12 protein-coding genes are annotated in these 17,788 nt (G+C 40.1%); 5 read left to right on the top strand and 7 right to left on the bottom strand.

Annotated elements, in window-relative coordinates; translation table 11 throughout:
- Positions 1-7: 7 nt before the first annotated feature.
- Both elbB and arcB read right to left on the bottom strand, forming a co-directional pair.
- On the bottom strand, positions 8-658 hold the full coding sequence (gene elbB, locus ACNART_RS04125; protein ID WP_198619286.1) for an isoprenoid biosynthesis glyoxalase ElbB: 651 nt from the start codon (positions 656-658) through the stop codon (positions 8-10).
- A 236-nt stretch (positions 659-894) separates the two neighbouring features.
- On the bottom strand, positions 895-3,231 hold the full coding sequence (gene arcB, locus ACNART_RS04120; protein ID WP_198619285.1) for an aerobic respiration two-component sensor histidine kinase ArcB: 2,337 nt from the start codon (positions 3,229-3,231) through the stop codon (positions 895-897).
- A 674-nt stretch (positions 3,232-3,905) separates the two neighbouring features.
- Here arcB and gltB point away from each other — a divergent pair.
- The 4 genes from gltB to ACNART_RS04100 all read left to right on the top strand — a co-directional run bounded on the left by gltB (position 3,906) and on the right by ACNART_RS04100 (position 12,840).
- Positions 3,906-8,366 (top strand): glutamate synthase large subunit, encoded by a 4,461-nt coding sequence (gene gltB, locus ACNART_RS04115; protein ID WP_416303445.1) that lies wholly within the window; start codon positions 3,906-3,908, stop codon positions 8,364-8,366.
- A 9-nt stretch (positions 8,367-8,375) separates the two neighbouring features.
- Positions 8,376-9,773: an FAD-dependent oxidoreductase gene (locus tag ACNART_RS04110; RefSeq protein WP_198619283.1), complete on the top strand. Its 1,398-nt coding sequence runs from the start codon at positions 8,376-8,378 to the stop codon at positions 9,771-9,773.
- A 509-nt stretch (positions 9,774-10,282) separates the two neighbouring features.
- Complete coding sequence (gene dcuC, locus ACNART_RS04105) at positions 10,283-11,557, top strand: C4-dicarboxylate transporter DcuC (RefSeq protein ID WP_109371925.1); 1,275 nt, start codon at positions 10,283-10,285, stop codon at positions 11,555-11,557.
- A gap of 14 nt (positions 11,558-11,571) precedes the next feature.
- Complete coding sequence (locus tag ACNART_RS04100) at positions 11,572-12,840, top strand: amidohydrolase (protein ID WP_109371927.1); 1,269 nt, start codon at positions 11,572-11,574, stop codon at positions 12,838-12,840.
- Positions 12,841-12,955: 115 nt separating this feature from the next.
- On the opposite strand, the gene sspB is transcribed toward ACNART_RS04100, so the two are convergent.
- From sspB to zapE, 5 genes are all read right to left on the bottom strand, one after another.
- On the bottom strand, positions 12,956-13,465 hold the full coding sequence (sspB, locus tag ACNART_RS04095; protein WP_160229959.1) for a ClpXP protease specificity-enhancing factor: 510 nt from the start codon (positions 13,463-13,465) through the stop codon (positions 12,956-12,958).
- Between the two features lie 6 nt (positions 13,466-13,471).
- Positions 13,472-14,113 (bottom strand): stringent starvation protein SspA, encoded by a 642-nt coding sequence (gene sspA / locus ACNART_RS04090; protein WP_023582862.1) that lies wholly within the window; start codon positions 14,111-14,113, stop codon positions 13,472-13,474.
- A 655-nt stretch (positions 14,114-14,768) separates the two neighbouring features.
- Entirely contained in the window at positions 14,769-15,161 is a 393-nt protein-coding gene (gene rpsI, locus ACNART_RS04085; protein WP_004245284.1) for a 30S ribosomal protein S9, read from the bottom strand.
- Positions 15,162-15,176: 15 nt separating this feature from the next.
- On the bottom strand, positions 15,177-15,605 hold the full coding sequence (gene rplM, locus ACNART_RS04080) for a 50S ribosomal protein L13 (RefSeq protein WP_006535327.1): 429 nt from the start codon (positions 15,603-15,605) through the stop codon (positions 15,177-15,179).
- Positions 15,606-16,039: 434 nt separating this feature from the next.
- Positions 16,040-17,155, bottom strand: coding sequence for a cell division protein ZapE (zapE, locus tag ACNART_RS04075; RefSeq protein ID WP_198625951.1), 1,116 nt, complete (start codon positions 17,153-17,155; stop codon positions 16,040-16,042).
- Positions 17,156-17,358: 203 nt separating this feature from the next.
- Between zapE and zapG the strand changes: the two genes are divergently transcribed.
- Positions 17,359-17,763: a Z-ring associated protein ZapG gene (gene zapG / locus ACNART_RS04070; RefSeq protein ID WP_023582864.1), complete on the top strand. Its 405-nt coding sequence runs from the start codon at positions 17,359-17,361 to the stop codon at positions 17,761-17,763.
- Positions 17,764-17,788 lie beyond the last annotated feature (25 nt).

Below are 17,788 nucleotides of genomic sequence, written 5' to 3'. Positions count from 1 at the left end.
CTACTATTTATGCCATCTCAAGGACTTTCTTAACTAGTTTCTCAATACCTACCTGTGCTTGTGCAATAGATTGTGCAAGCATATACGCAGGAGTTGTGACAACACGATATTTTTCATCAACAACAATATCATCAACCGGGCAATCTATATGGATGCCACCCATCTTTTCAATTGCACGAGCTGTTTCTGCGTCATTTCCAATTGTTAATTTTACTGGAGAATTTAACATTTTTGGTAACATTACAGGCGCAATACATATTAACCCTAATGGCTTATTTTGCTGATGCATCGCTTGTACAAATCTTAAGAGATCTTTGTTAATTTCACAGTCACTCCCTTTTGTTGCGAAATTGCATAAATTCTTCGCCGCACCAAAGCCACCAGGAATAATGACAGCATCAAAGTTTTCAGCCTTTGCCTCTGATAAAGGGGAGATTTTTCCACGAGAAATACGAGAAGATTCTTCCATCATATTCCTTTTTTCTGATTTTTCCTCACCTGTAATATGATTAATTACAGTTGGTTGCAAATCATTAGGTGAAAAATAATGAACTTCAGCATTATTTTGGCTTAAAGCAAGCATTGTGAGCACTGATTCATGGATTTCACTCCCATCGAATACACCACAGCCACTTAAAATTACCGCAATTGATTTCATATCTTTCTCCGTTTGTAGTAGATTACTAGTTACCCATTTATAGGTGTAAACACCAATCGGCATCACATATTTAAATGTTTCTTGTAACAAAAAAACTTATCTTTGCTATTTTGTTGCTTGTATGATGTATGGAATAGTTTCATCCTATTCGCCTATGTAATGAGAATCAAAAAAAGCGGATAGAAAAGTTTCCCTGGTGTTGGCGCAGTATTCGCGCACCCCAACTTCGGTTGGGGTTATTTTTTTCTAGCGTCTGCCAACCAGTTTCTTAAACTTTCTACATCCTTTCTCCAATCCTTCCCTAGCTCATCGACCCACTCTTGTACATTGTCCCACCAAGCAGGTAATTCCGGTGATTGGATCTGTTTAGCGAGTTGCTGTAAATGTTTTAAACCAATAGAACCTGCTGCACCTTTGATTTTATGTCCTTCCTCAGTGATGCCCTTCTGATCACGCGCTGTTAGGTTAGATTCAAGAACTGACATATAACTTGGCATCATCTTTTCAAAAACATCTAAACCATCAGTGATTAATTGAGGTCCGACAAGTTCGATGTATTGATTCAGCATGTCTATATCTAATAATTCTTCATTTTTATTCAACAATTCCGATGACTCATTACATGGCACAGAAACCGCACCATCACCCCAGAATTTGTTGATAATCGCGGTAAGTGCATCCACAGAAAGTGGTTTACTTAGCACATCATTCATTCCCGCATCCAAATACTCTTTTTTGTCTTTCAAAACATTTGCTGTTAAAGCGATAAGAGGAGGAAGTTCATTACTGTCGAATTCTTGACGTAATTTTCTTGAAATATCGAAGCCAGTCATATCAGGTAATTGAATGTCTAGTAGCACTAAGTCATATTCATCAGGCTTAAACATCGATAACGCTTCTTGTCCTGTCATTGCCACATCAACGGTATTACCCAATTTTTCTAAAACAGAGCAGGCAACAATCACGTTAAGTTCTATATCTTCAACAAGCAGAATATTTAAAGCAGGTAATAAGAGTTCATCATCACTTTCGATATCGTGGTGCTCTTCAATCGCAGGAGCGACGATAGAGAGGGTAAAGGTAGAACCCTCACCTAACTCACTCTCAACACGAATATCGCCGCCCATATGCTGTGCTAGGCGTTTTGAGACAGCAAGTCCGATACCCGTTCCCGTTGCAGAACGACCACCTTGACTATCATTGACTTGATAGTACATAGCAAAGATCTTCTCAAGCTCACTTTTTGGAATACCAATTCCGCTATCCTTCACTTCAAATAACAACTTATCTGGCGCTTCTTGCCAAATACGCACTTTGATTTCACCTTCTTGAGTAAACTTCACAGCATTACCAATGAGATTCCATAAGATCTGACGTAATCGAGTCCCATCAGAGGTTATCTTATGCGGTAGCGTTTCTTCAGCTTCGAGTGTGAATTTCAATCCTTTTGGCTGTACTAACAATCCAGACAGGTTTTCTAAATCAGAAATAAATTCAGTAAAGTCAATTGGCTGGTTATCTAACTGAATTTTTCTACGCTCAATTTTGTCCATCTCAATCACGTCATTAAAAATATTCCCTAACGTAATCGCACTCACATGGATCGTTTTTAAGTAATTGAGTTGTTCTGGTGAAAGCTCGGTATCCAATAAGATACGGCTTAATCCAACAATACCATTTAGCGGTGTACGCAATTCATGGCTGATTGTTGAGATAAAGGTGGTTTTATCACGGCTCGCGTTCTCTAATGCGTCTTGATAGCGCTTACGCTCTGTAATGTCACGTCCAAAGCCCATTAAGCCATGACGTTTACCAATACGATCATAAAACGGCACTTTGCGCAGTTCAAAACAAGCCTTGCGGCCATCAGGATAAACTAACCACTGCTCATAAGTGAGCGACACATTATGACGGAAGACTTTTTCATCCGTTTCCATCACTTTTATCGCAATATCTTCGTCATACACATCAAGTGGTGTTAAACCGATAAGTTGCTTTTCACTTTTGCCTGTCAGTAATTCCGTCGCACGGTTACATCCTGAAAATTCATTATCTTCATTGCGGTAATAAACTAAGTCAGGAGAGGCATCTAAGAATGAGCGTAAAAGTGAGGATTGCTGTTCAAGCTCGATTTGCGTCAATTCACGACGCTTCATTTCACTTTTTAGTTTTTCTAGTAGTTCAAGGTGTGCTTTTTCAACTTTTTCACGCTCTTGAATTTCCAAGTTTAATTGCTCAATATTCTCTTTCAATTGAGAGTTAAGCTCTAAGTCGCGCTGGCGCATTACACCTAGTTTATCCACCATACGAGATAAACGGCGTCGTGATTCTTCAAGTTGTTCAACCACAACAGAGAGAAAATAGACAGCCCAAGGCGTAATAATCAGCCCAAAGAAAATAGAGCGAACAAGGTCAATACTGGTAACATCACCTGCAAGCAAGAATGTCACCGCCATTTGAACAACCATCGCTAAAACAACTAATGCAGAAGCTAACAACAATGAGAAGCGAATTAGCCCCAGCCTCATCATTAAGTCAACGTAGTATTGGGCAAGCCCTTTGAGCAATTTCATTGAAAACTCCAATATATTGAATCTATGGAATGATAACCCAAAAATGAATTGGCGCAGTGGCGAACATTCAGAAATCTTGCTAAGAGTGGTTATTTCTCATTACTTTGTTTGATTTAACCCTCTATTTTCTCTCAACGAATCTATTCAGACATATGTATTCATAAAAATAATACAAAAACTAAGCAACATAGACGATAGCAATATCAACGATAAATAGACCTTATTAGAAAAAATTCAATTTGTCTTTTTTTATACAAAATGTATAAAAACAATAAAACTCCAAAATCAATATATTCAGTAGAATAACTCACTACCCGTTTTTATCATTAAAGGATGAGATAAAGCTAAACCGCTCAAATAAAGTGATATAGCTCACATTAAAAAATCGCTCTCATACTATTTTAAAATAGAATAATTTAGTTATTAATCAATGCATTAAAATAAAAATATCCTTATCTATTTTATCTCAGTCAAATATCCCTACACATTGACCTGATTTTTATTTATCGATAAGTTGAAAAGGCATTGCATAGCAATATAAAAAACACTCCAAGCTAGGCAAACACAACATCACCCGACTGAGCACCCATAAATTTACCTACATACTTTGAGCCAAAACGTTCCTTTTGCGCTCTGTTTTGAGGTGCTCAGTAAACTAAGTAGGAAGCAAAAAAATGCTCTATCAAAAGACACAGGAAAAAGACAATTGTGGGTTTGGGTTGATCGCGCATATTGAAGGGCAAGCCAGCCATAAGATTGTCAGAAATGCCATACATGGTCTTGCCAGAATGCAACATCGTGGTGCTATTCTTTCTGATGGTAAAACCGGCGATGGATGCGGATTACTCTTACAAAAACCAGAGCGTTTCTTCCAATTAGTTGCACAAGAAAAAGGCTGGCATTTAGCAAAAAATTACGCCGTAGGGATGCTATTTTTAAGCCAAGATCCCAATATTGCCAAACAATGCCGTCTCATCGTTGAAGAAGAGCTACAACGTGAAACACTTTCTATTGTCGGCTGGCGTGAAGTGCCTATTAACACTGATATTTTAGGGAGTATTGCCCTTTCTTCTCTTCCTTTAATCGAACAAGTTTTTGTTAATGCCCCCGCAGGATGGCGGATAAGTGATATTGAGAGACGACTCTTTGTTGCCCGCAGACGTATTGAAAAGCGCATTACTGACAATGATTTTTATATTTGTAGTCTTTCTAATTTAGTGACCATCTATAAAGGTCTCTGCATGGCCATTGATTTACCGCGCTTTTTTACCGATCTTGCCGATCTACGCATGGAATCTTCAATTTGTTTATTCCACCAGCGTTTTTCAACTAACACCACACCAAGATGGCCTCTTGCGCAACCTTTTCGCTATCTTGCTCATAATGGTGAAATAAATACCATTACAGGCAATCGCCAATGGGCAAGAGCGCGTGCCTATAAATTCCATACGCCACTTATTCCTGATCTACAAAGTGCAGCGCCTTTTGTCAATGAGAGTGGCTCAGATTCAAGTTCACTCGACAATATGCTAGAACTTTTTCTCAATGGCGGTATGGATATTGTTCGTGCAATGCGATTGTTAGTGCCGCCTGCATGGCAAAACAATCCACAAATGGATGAAGATCTTCGTGCCTTTTTTGATTTTAACTCAATGCATATGGAGCCTTGGGATGGCCCCGCAGGTATTGTATTATCAGATGGTCGTTACGCTGCGTGTACGCTAGATAGAAACGGTTTGCGCCCTGCTCGTTACGTTATTACCACAGATAACATCATCACTTGTGCTTCTGAAATTGGTATTTGGGATTATCAGCCTGATGAAGTGCGAGAAAAAGGACGTGTAGGTCCTGGCGAGCTGATGGTCATTGATACTCATCAGGGGCGTATTTTGCACTCTGCCGAAACCGATGAAGATTTAAAAAGACGCCATCCTTATAAACTGTGGTTAGAGCGCAATGTCAAACGTTTAACGCCCTTTGAAGAGTTACCAGAACAACAAGCTACAGGACAACGTGCCTTTGATGACACTTTATTAGCCACTTATCAAAAACAATTTGCATATAGCCAAGAAGAACTTGAAAGCATTTTGCATGTGCTTGCAGAAAACGGGCAAGAAGCCACAGGATCAATGGGCGATGACACGCCATTTGCTGTACTTTCTCAACGCCCTCGGCTTATTTATGACTATTTCAGACAAAAATTTGCGCAAGTAACAAATCCTCCCATAGATTCATTAAGAGAAGCACATGTTATGTCTTTAGCGACCTGCATTGGGCGCGAGATGAATGTGTTTTGCGAAGCGGAAGGTCAAGCTCATCGACTGAGTTTTAAATCGCCTATTTTGCTTTATAGCGATTTCCAACAGCTTATTAATCAAGAAAGTCCTTATTACCAATCTGTTCATCTTGATATCACATATCAACCAACAGAATGCAACTTAGAAACAGCGTTACGCCAATTATGCGCAAAAGCACAACAGGAAGTTCACCGTGGTGCGGTATTATTGGTTTTAACAGATAGAAATATCACTAAAGAGCGATTGCCTATTCCTGCTCCTATGGCAGTTGGCTCGGTACAAAAAGCATTGGTAGATAATAACTTACGCTGTGATGCCAATATTATTGTCGAAACCGCTAGTGCCCGTGATCCTCACCATTTCGCCGTATTACTCGGATTTGGTGCTACCGCTATTTACCCTTACCTTGCTTATGAATCTTTAGCCCAACGTGTTGATAAAAAAATCCTGCAAGCAAGCTATGCCCAAGTAATGCTTAATTACCGCAACGGCATAAATAAAGGATTGTATAAGATCATGTCCAAAATGGGCATTTCAACCGTAGCTTCCTACCGTTGCTCTCAACTTTTTGAAGCGGTGGGATTAAATGATAGCGTTGTCGAACTCTGCTTTGCGGGCGTTGATAATCGGATTAATGGCGCTGACTTTAGTGATTTTGAACACGACTTATTTAATCTATCTAAACGAGCTTGGTTAACCCGTTACCCTTTAGATGCGGGGGGATTATTGAAATATGCACATAAAGGGGAATATCACGCCTACAATCCTGATGTCGTTCAAGCACTGCAACAAGCGGTAAATAGCGGGGAATATGCCGACTATCAGCATTATGCTAGTCTGGTACAACAACGCCCAATAACCACATTGCGCGATATGCTAGTCCTCAATAACAAGGCAACGCCTATCTCGATTGAAGAAGTCGAACCTGAAACAGAATTATTTAAACGCTTTGATACCGCCGCAATGTCAATTGGGGCACTAAGCAAAGAAGCTCATGAGGCCCTTGCGCAAGCGATGAATACATTGGGCGGCTTTTCAAATTCAGGCGAAGGCGGTGAAGATCCGGCTCGTTACGGTACTAATAAAGTCTCACGCATTAAACAAATTGCCTCGGGTCGTTTTGGCGTGACGCCTTCTTATCTAATGAGTGCAGATGTTTTGCAAATCAAAGTCGCACAAGGAGCAAAACCCGGTGAAGGAGGACAACTTCCCGGCGATAAAGTCACCCCTTATATTGCGCAATTACGCTACGCTGTTCCTGGTGTTACTTTAATATCACCACCACCTCATCACGATATCTATTCTATTGAAGATTTAGCACAGCTTATTTTCGACTTAAAACAGATCAATCCTACTGCACTGATTTCTGTAAAACTCGTATCAGAGCCTGGTGTGGGCACCATTGCTACGGGTGTTGCCAAAGCCTATGCGGATTTGATAACCATTGCAGGTTATGACGGAGGTACAGGTGCAAGTCCTTTAACTTCTGTAAAATATGCAGGTAGTCCGTGGGAATTAGGTTTAGTGGAAACCCAACAAGCGCTAGTGGCAAACAATCTTCGTCATAAAATTCGTTTACAAGTCGATGGCGGATTAAAAACAGGACTCGATATTATTAAAGCGGCGATTTTAGGCGCAGAGAGTTTTGGTTTTGGTACAGGCCCTATGGTCGCGTTAGGCTGTAAATACTTGCGTATTTGTCATTTAAATAATTGCGCAATGGGTGTTGCAACTCAAGATGAAACGCTACGTCGTAACCATTATCATGGATTACCTGAACGTGTTATTAACTACTTCCGCTTTATTGCACAAGAAACCCGTGAGTTAATGGCATTGCTCGGAGTACGAAAAATTACCGACTTAATCGGTCGTACTGATCTGCTTTCTTGTTTAGAAGGTGTGACAAGCAAACAACAAAAACTCTCATTAGGCGGATTACTAGAAACAGTGATATCCCCCATAGGTAAATCCCTTTATTGTCAGGAAAATAATGAAACTTATGATAAAGGTGAATTAAACCAGCGTATTGTTACTCAAACGATTGAAGCCGTTGAACAGCAAAAAAGCCAAACACACTATTTTGATATTCGTAATACAGACCGCTCTGTGGGTGCAACGTTATCTGGCATTATTGCTAAGAAATATGGCGAGAATGGGTTATCTGCAACACCTATAAAACTCAATTTTACGGGCACCGCAGGTCAAAGCTTTGGTGTCTGGAATGCACAAGGCGTTGAATTAACCTTAATCGGTGATGCAAATGATTATGTTGGCAAAGGTATGGCGGGCGGTCGTATTGTAATTTCGCCTCCAGTTGGTTCTGCTTTTAAAAATCATCATGCAACCATTATGGGTAATACGTGCCTTTATGGCGCAACAGGCGGGAAACTGTATGCTTCAGGCTTGGCAAGTGAACGTTTCGCCGTCAGAAACTCCGGCGCGATTGCTGTTGTTGAAGGCGTTGGTGATAACGGCTGTGAATATATGACGGGCGGTATTGTCTGCGTTCTCGGTAAAACAGGGATTAACTTTGGTGCAGGAATGACGGGGGGATTTGCCTATCTATTAGATGAAGACCTCACATTATCGCAACGGATCAACACTTCGTCGATTGAGTTGCTTCCTGTTGCATCCTTTGCCATTCTCGCTGAACATCTACGTGGCATGATTGCAGAACATGTCAGACTAACAGGCTCACAGCAAGGAGAAAGATTACTTTCACAGTGGGAATATTGGTCACAACACTTCAAGTTGGTTAAGCCAAAGTCCAGTGATGTCAATGCGTTGCTTGGTCATCCTCGTCGTTCATCTGCTGAATTACGCGTTCAGGCACAATAGGAGAATATTATGAGTCAGAATGTGTATCAGTTTATCGACTTAAATCGTGTTGAGCCGACTAAAAAACCGTTAGCAATTCGCAAAATTGAGTTTGTTGAAATCTATGAGGCCTTTTCACCACAGCAAGCCTCCGCACAAGCTGATCGCTGTTTAGGTTGCGGGAATCCTTATTGTGAATGGAAATGCCCTGTTCATAATTACATTCCTAATTGGTTAAAGCTGGCAAACGAAGGACGTATTATTGAAGCGGCCGAGCTTTCTCATCAAACAAACAGTTTGCCTGAAATTTGTGGTCGCGTTTGCCCTCAAGATAGGCTTTGTGAAGGTGCCTGTACGCTTAATGATGATTTTGGTGCAGTCACAATTGGCAATATTGAACGTTACATCAATGACACCGCCTTAGCACAAGGATGGCGCCCCGATCTTTCTCACGTCACAATGACTGATAAAAAAGTTGCGATTATCGGCGCAGGCCCTGCGGGTCTTGCCTGTGCAGATGTTCTTATTCGTCAAGGTGTGAAACCCGTTGTTTATGATAAACATCCAGAAATTGGGGGATTACTTACGTTTGGGATACCCTCTTTTAAACTCGAAAAATCACTGATGATCCGACGCCGCGAATTATTTAGTGAAATGGGTATCGAGTTTTGCCTTAATACGGAAATAGGCAAGGATATCGCCCTAAATACCCTAATAACACAATATGACGCGGTTTTTCTAGGATTGGGCACTTATCACAGTTTAAGCGGTCATTTTCCTAATGAAAATGCTGATGGTGTTTATAGCGCCCTACCTTATTTAATTGGTAATACACGTTATTTAATGGGTTATGGTGAAGATCCTCAAACACCTTATATCGACCTTAAAGATAAAAATGTAGTGATATTAGGCGGTGGCGATACCGCAATGGACTGTGTGCGTACTGCAATTCGACAAGGTGCAAATAAAGTCACTTGTGTTTATCGTCGTGATGAAAGCAATATGCCAGGTTCAAAACGTGAAGTAAAAAACGCCAAAGAAGAAGGCGGCGAATTTTTATTTAATCTTCAACCTATAGATATTGAAGTTGATAATCAAAATAAAGTGGTTGGTATTCGCGTTATTAAAACTCAAAGTGATAAAACATTAACGCCGATTGAAGGAAGTGAGCATTTGTTATCTACTGATGCGGTTATTCTGGCATTTGGCTTTAAACCTGCACATTATCCATGGTTAGATGAAAATAATATTGAATATGCATCTTCAGGCAGAATTATTATTTCAGATAATCAAGAAATACCAAATCAAACAACAAATCCTAAAGTGTTTGCTGGAGGCGATATTGTACGAGGCTCTGATCTTGTGGTAACAGCAATAGCAGAAGGAAGAGAAGCTGCCGAAGGAATATTGCAATATTTATCATGTTAAATATTTTTTATTTCCGTTATTTTAAATAACAATTTCTCTTGTTTATTATCCCATTTAATTTAAGTGGGATAATTTTGCAATATTATCGGTGAAATTAATAAATAGTATTTAAGGATCATCAAGATATCAGACCAAATAATCATTCTCATTACCATTTAATATAATTTATAGAATAATATTTTGATAAAAAGCGATATTCTTTTTTGTATCAAAATAACACTCCTTATCTATAGTAAATATAATTTATTTTCGTATTTTTTACTTTATCTCTTTTTATTTAACCTTTTTGTCATCTTTTAATGATCATTGTTTTACAGCATTTGTTAATAACATCACAGTCTAAAAAAATAGATTTTATTTCGGCTATTAAATTTGATAACAATCAAATATTGTCAACCTACCAACTTCATAATGGAGTCACCTAATAACTTTACAGAAAAATATAATTTATTGATGTTAGGTTCGCTTTCATAATTAATAGTATTGTCATAATTAACTAGGGGATCACCATGGTGATGCAACTTATAGCCGTAGCCGTTATTATCGTAACTGTCTATTTGCTAATAAAAAAATATGAAACCCGAATGGTACTTATCGGTGCGGGTTTATTGCTTTGTATTTTGAGCCTAAGCCCATTAGATGCGTTTGCCGCATTTAGTGAGCGCATGGTATCTTCATCATTAATTCAAGCAATCTGTTCGAGTATGGGTTTTGCTTATGTTATGAAATATACCAAATGCGATATGCATCTGGTTCATGTTTTATCAAAAGTAATGACTCGTCTGGGCTTCTTCCTTATTCCAGCTACGGTTGTCGTAACGTATTTTATTAATATCGCAATCCCATCAGCAGCAGGTTGTGCGGCAGCGGTAGGTGCGACACTCATTCCATTATTAATCGCAGCACGTATTCACCCAGCTATTGCTGGTGGTGCAGTGTTATGTGGTACTATCGGCTCAATGCTAAGCCCAGGTATGTCGCATAACGCCTTCGTTGCTAACATGGCGAATATGGAAGTGGTTGATTTAATCGCTCGCCATAGCCCATATAGCTTAATGGCTGGTGGTATCGCAGCAGTTTCACTGGCGGTTGTCGCTTTAGTGAAAAAAGAGTTCAAAATGGCTTCTGTTGCGGGTGATGCATCATCTTCATCAGCACAAGCAACGCCAGAAGCTATTCGCCCTAACTACTTATATGCAACAGCACCTTTCATTCCATTAATCCTGTTAATTCTGCCATTCTTCGAGACTTTCAGTACATTTAAACTGTCTGTACCAGCGGCAATGTTAATCGGTTCTATCTATGCTCTGTTCATCACATTAACTAACCCAGCTCAAATTACGAAGGAGTTCTTTAAAGGTATGGGTAATGCTTATGGTGATGTATTAGGTATCATCATTGCAGCAGCAGTATTCGCAGCAGGTCTGAAAGCATCTGGTTTAATCGACGCGTTCATCAACTTCTTAACTCATTCTCCTGAATTCGCTCGCTGGGGTGGTACTTTAGGGCCATTCTTAATGGGTATTATCACAGGTTCTGGTGACGCAGCAGCATTCGCATTCAACGAAACAGTAACACCTCATGCTGCACAATTCGGTTATGAAATCCCAGACATGGGTATGGCAGCGGCATTATCTGGCGCGTTAGGTCGTACTATGTCACCACTGGCAGGTGCAGCAATTGTTTGTGCTGGTCTTGCAAACGTAAACCCTATGGAAATCGCAAAACGTACTGCACCGGGTATGATTATCGGCGTCATCGCTGTTGCGTTATTCATGTTATAAGTGGAGAAATGAATATGTCAGCAATTACACTAGAAAAATTAATTAAATGGCGTCGTGAGTTTCACCAATATCCAGAAATTGGTTGGTCAGAATTTTTAACCACAGCAAAAATCGTCAAAGAACTACGTAGTTTAGGTTTAGAAGTTAAAGTTGGCCCAGACGTTATCAATCAAGAGTTTGCTTTTGGTCGCCGCCGTCAAGTCGTTGAAAAAGGTCTAGCTGTTGCAAGAGAGCATAAAGTTGATGAAGCTCTACTTGATGAAATGAAAGAGCTAACTGGCTGTGTGGCTATCTTTGACAGTGGTAAAGCAGGCCCAACAGTAGCACTGCGTTTTGATATCGACTGTGTTGGTGTTAACGAAGCAACAGAAGCAAAACACCGTCCTCATGCAGAGAACTTTGCTTCTTGTCACGCAGGCGAAATGCATGCTTGTGGTCACGATGGACACATCTCTATCGGTTTAGGTGTTGCTCACTGGTTAGTTGAGAATAAAGATAAAGTGGTTGGTAAAGTTAAAATTCTATTCCAACCAGCAGAAGAAGGTGTTCGTGGTGCTCGTGCAATGGCAGAAAGTGGTATCGCAGATGATGCTGATTACTTCTTAGGTGCTCACTTAGGCTTTATCGCCAACAGTGGTGAAATTGTTATTAACCCAACACATTTCTTATGTACCACTAAATATGACTTCCGCTTTAAAGGCGCACCATCTCACGCAGGCGCAGAGCCAGAACTTGGTCGTAATGCTTTAGCGGGTGCTTGCCACGCGGCAACACAAATGCTGGGCATTTCTCGCCATGGTAAAGGAATGTCACGTATCAACATCGGTGTATTAAAAGCCGGTGAAGGCCGTAACGTCACCCCAGCTAACGCAGAAATGCAAATTGAAGTTCGTGGTGAAAATGAAGAGATCAACAGCTTTATGGCTGCAAATGCAGTACGTATGGCTGAAGGCGCAGCACATAGCTTCCAGTTAGAAATGGAAAGCGAAATCATGGGTGAAGCCGTTGACTTGACGAATGACCAAGAACTGATTGATGTTATGACCAAAGTTGTGGGTAAACATTCTGAGCTAACTGCGGTTGCAACTCGCCCATTCGGTGGTAGTGAAGATGCAACAGTATTAGCAAAACGTGTACAACGTTGTGGTGGTAAATCACTGTACTTCGTTGTTGGTGCCGATAGAACAGCGGGTCACCACCAAGCAGGCTTTGACTTCGACGAAAAACAATTAATGACTGCAGTTAATCTTTACACTGGTTGTTTAGAAGAACTGCTGAAATAATTTCAGCCCAATCATTAATTTAAACGCCCTATAGAAATATAGGGCGTTTTTTTATGTACAAAAAAACCCAGTTCAAATGAACTGGGTTTTTCATTAATACAAATAAGATAATCTCTTATTTCACTACACGCAATGATGGACGACCTGTAGGACGAGGTGGCTCTGGATCATCATCTGGTGGCGTTACATCATCAGAAACAGGTTTATCCGTTACTAATGATAAGACTTCGCCAACAGGAGCATCTGGTGTTTCTTGATGCTCATCTTCAGCAAACTGTAATGATGCGCCAGATTCATAAGCAGGCTCTGGCTCAAACATCATTCCCGCACCGTTTTCTCTCGCATAAATAGCCATAACAGCAGCCATAGGCACTCGCACTTTACGAGGTATGCCACCAAAGCTTGCACTAAATAAAACCTGATACGGTGTTAACTCTAATTCATCTACAGCACGAGATGAAATATTTAGTACAATTTGACCATCATGCGCATATTCCATTGGGACTTGAACACCGACAACATTCACATCAACAACTAAATGTGGTGTTAAATCGTTTTCGATGATCCAGTCATAATGCGCACGTAATAAATGCGGACGACGCGGAGACATATCCATAATCTCCATACTTAATTACCCTCTTGAAGGTAAGCGCATCTCACGCTCTGCTTCGGTTAATGACGCGAGGAAAGAATCACGCTCAAAAACACGCTGCATATAAATTTGTACATCTTTAGCGCCAGCACCACTTAAATCTACACCGAGCACTGGTAAACGCCATAACAGAGGAGCAAGGTAGCAATCTACTAAGCTGAACTCTTCACTCATAAAGTAAGGATATTCTTTAAACACAGGAGATACAGCCAGTAGCTCTTCTGCTAACTGTTTACGAGCAGCATTTGCCTGCTGTTCAGTTCCTTTTTCGATGGTGTTCATTAAAGAATACCAATCATGCTCGATGCGATGCATCATTAAACGGCTGCTACCACGAGCAACAGGATAAACTGGCATTAAAGGAGGATGAGGGAAGCGTTCATCAAGGTATTCCATGATGATGCGTGAATCATACAGAGTCAGCTCACGATCAACCAAAGTCGGTACACTTTGGTAAGGGTTTAGATCGATAAGATCCTGTGGAAGATTACCAGCTTCAACCTGTTCAATTTCAACACTGACACCTTTCTCCGCTAGGACAATTCTGACCTGATGGCTGAAAATATCAGTCGGACCGGAAAACAAAGTCATTACCGAACGTTTGTTGGCAGCGACAGCCATGAAAACCTCCAAGTTAATCAATTAAAGAAATGAATTAGCACAATGCCTTTTCCATTTCCCCATTCCTAAAAGACAAGCACACAAACGCAGTAGACCTAAATAAACATTTAAGCTATTAACTGCATTGGGTAACTACCTGTATAACAGTGTTATCGTGGGATAATCATATTTTACAGGGTTAAAAACTCACCTGTCTTTGCGGCACATATCATTATCAAGTAATACCAAAATAATCATTCAACAATCATATTGTCATAATAATTTTGGTATGACTTTCAAACTCATCACTGGTATTACGATCAATATACCCATTGGCAACATGATGATGTCATAGAAAGAAAGACATCAAAGCTCGCTATTCTACCAGAATTCATGTTACTTAGGGGGGCTAATGCAAATAATTCAACACAATATGCCACACTACCTTAAAAGTAAGATTATAATATCAAAAAATGAAATTATTTAGAGATAACATCTGAAAAATAGACTTTTTAATACTATCGTTATCTTACATATAGCCTGTTTTATGAGTAACAGCCTCATGTATTAGCAACATTATGTTTTTATTATTAATAAGCACAAATAAGTTAAAAATAAAAAACCCGCCTGTGAAGACGGGTTTTCAACATCAAATTGATATCTAAAAGATAACAAATTAACGTTTAGAGAACTGTGGACGACGACGTGCTTTACGCAGACCCACTTTCTTACGTTCAACAGAACGCGCATCACGGGTTACGAAACCAGCTTTACGCAGATCAGAACGTAGAGTCTCATCATATTCCATCAGTGCACGAGTGATACCGTGACGGATCGCGCCAGCTTGACCAGAAATACCACCACCTTTAACAGTGATGTATAAATCTAATTTACCCAGCATATCAACTAATTCCAGCGGTTGACGAACAACCATACGTGCTGTTTCGCGGCCGAAGTAAACTTCTAGGCTACGTTTGTTGATTACGATATTACCGCTACCTGGCTTAATGAAGACACGTGCGGAAGAACTTTTGCGGCGACCTGTGCCGTAGTATTGATTATCAGCCATTGCCTATTATCCCGATTAAATGTCCAGAACTTGCGGTTGTTGTGCCGCGTGGTTGTGCTCAGATCCTGCGTAAACTTTCAGTTTACGATACATCGCACGACCCAGAGGCCCTTTTGGCAGCATGCCTTTTACCGCGATTTCGATTACACGCTCAGGACTACGGGCGATCATCTCTTCGAAAGTCGCTTGTTTGATACCACCTACGTGACCAGTATGACGGTAGTAAACTTTGTCAGTACGTTTATGACCAGTTACCGCTACTTTCTCAGCGTTTAAAACGATGATGTAATCACCAGTATCAACGTGCGGAGTGTATTCCGCTTTGTGCTTACCGCGTAAACGGCTAGCAATTTCAGTTGCTAAACGGCCTAAAGTTTTGCCGTCTGCATCAACAACGTACCAGTCGCGTTTTACGGTTTCTGGTTTAGCTGTAAAAGTTTTCATTATTGAAAATTACCCAATGTTTAGTTACACGTTGGTGAACGCTCGGTTCAAATACTATTGAGGTTCACACGACTCTTGTGTCCAGCAAACCTACCCCTTCGAGTAGCACTGCTGACTCTAAAATGCGAGTTTTTTGGGAAATAAAAAACTTGCTGCAACGTGGGGTCGCAAGATTATAGAGAAGTCAGAAAAAAAAATCGAGTCATAATTGAAAAACAATTGAATTCTTTTTCAATATTTCAGCGAAAAAAACGAATCTGGCACTTTTTTCTGATTTGACTGATAAATTCTTGCTACCTGAAGAGAAGAATTGTTCCTTTCCAGAGCGCTTGTAAGCTGCCTAATGCACTCTATTTTCATAGAAAAAAACATCAAGCAACTTAACCTGCGTCATCCTACCATAATGAAAGATGACTTTCTTCAAGAATTAAAAATTAAGCGAGATGGGGTTGTACTAAATATTCTTCACTTTGCATCTCTTGTAAACGAGATAAGCAACGTTGATATTCAAAACGTAAAAAATCACCTTGGTAAATCTCGTTCATTTCTACATTTGCATTAATAATAAGTTTCACCTTACGCTCATAAAACTCATCAACAAGCGCTAGAAACCGACGCGCAGCGTCTTCATTTAATGTCCCCATTTGCTCCATGTCATATAACAAAACAGAGTGGTAATGCTTAGAAAGCTCAATGTAATCAAGCTGACTACGTGGTTCCATACACAAGGTTGAAAAATTAATAGCGAGTACCCCATTAGATGCTTTTCTTACTTTCATGGGGCGATGGTTAATGGTTAAGGTACAATCAACTTGCGGTTCGCTGGTTGCCAAGTGCATGAAAATTCTATCCATCTCCTGACGATTTTTATCATTAAGTGGAGATAAAAAAAGATGCGCTTGCGTTAATGTTCTTAGTCGATAATCAATCCCTGCATCCACATTTAAAATATCGCAGTGTTGTTTGATTTGCTCTATTGCAGGTAAAAAACGAGAACGCTGTAATCCGTTACGATAAAGCTCATCAGGTGGAATATTTGATGTCGCCACCAATGTGATACCTCTAGCAAATAACGCCTCAAGCAAGGTACCTAAAATCATCGCATCAGTAATATCAGAAACGAAAAACTCATCAAAACAGAGCACATCAGTTTGCGTTTTAAATCCATCAGCAATAATTTCTAGCGGATTTTCATGGCCTTGTAAGTTTTTTAGTTCTTCTTGAACACGTAACATAAAGCGATGGAAATGTAAGCGAAGCTTTCGTTCTGTCGGCAAGCTTAGATAAAACATATCCATGAGCCATGTTTTACCTCGTCCAACACCGCCCCACATATATAGACCACGTTCTGGTGTAACAATCTGTTTTTTTGTGCGAATTCGCCCGAATAATCGTTGGGTTAGCGAATTTTTTTCTGGTGGAGTCTCTTTTAATAATGCATGGTATATCTGTTGAAGATGGAGAACCGTTTTTCTCTGAACATCATCAGGTTGATAATCACCTTGCTTCAATGCGGCTTCATAAAGTGATAACGGCGTACTAACAGTCATGAATGCCCTCTTATCCTTAATTTTCTGACATACTGATTTGTGTCTGTCGAATGGCTCTATTATAAGCATTAAGAATTGTTTTAACATCAACGTAACACACGAATTTTATATTAAGCTTAAGGATATTATTCCACCCATGCCTTTTAGCGGTTATGATGTTATAAGAATCCATCGTCCTCACTATTAGATGAAAAGGAGTTGCCATGGTTTGGGTTTATGCACTGATTGGATTAGTTGTCGGTCTTATTATCGGCGCACTTGCAATGCGTTACGGTAACAGCACCCTTCGTCAACAAGATGCTATCAAAGCAGAGTTAGACACAAAAAAAGAAGAACTTGATACTTATCGCAATGAGCTTGTCAGCCACTTTGCTAGAAGTGCTGAACTATTAGATAACATGGCGAGAGATTACCGTCAGCTTTATCAACATATGGCAAAAAGCTCTAATGAGCTCATGCCTGATATGCCTGCTCAAGAAAATCCATTTAATTACCGTTTAAGCGAATCAGAAGCAGCGAATGACCAATCTCCAATAAAAATGCCACCTCGTGATTACTCCGAAGGAGCATCTGGATTGTTCAGACCCACAGATAAAAAAGACAGTTAATATTAAAAACGCCACATTTTTTGTG

Source organism: Proteus sp. LHD240705 (genome assembly GCF_047921555.1).
Classification (GTDB): domain Bacteria; phylum Pseudomonadota; class Gammaproteobacteria; order Enterobacterales; family Enterobacteriaceae; genus Proteus.
The sequence above is the reverse complement of the archived record's forward strand: the minus strand, read 5'-3'. Positions and strand labels throughout refer to the sequence as shown.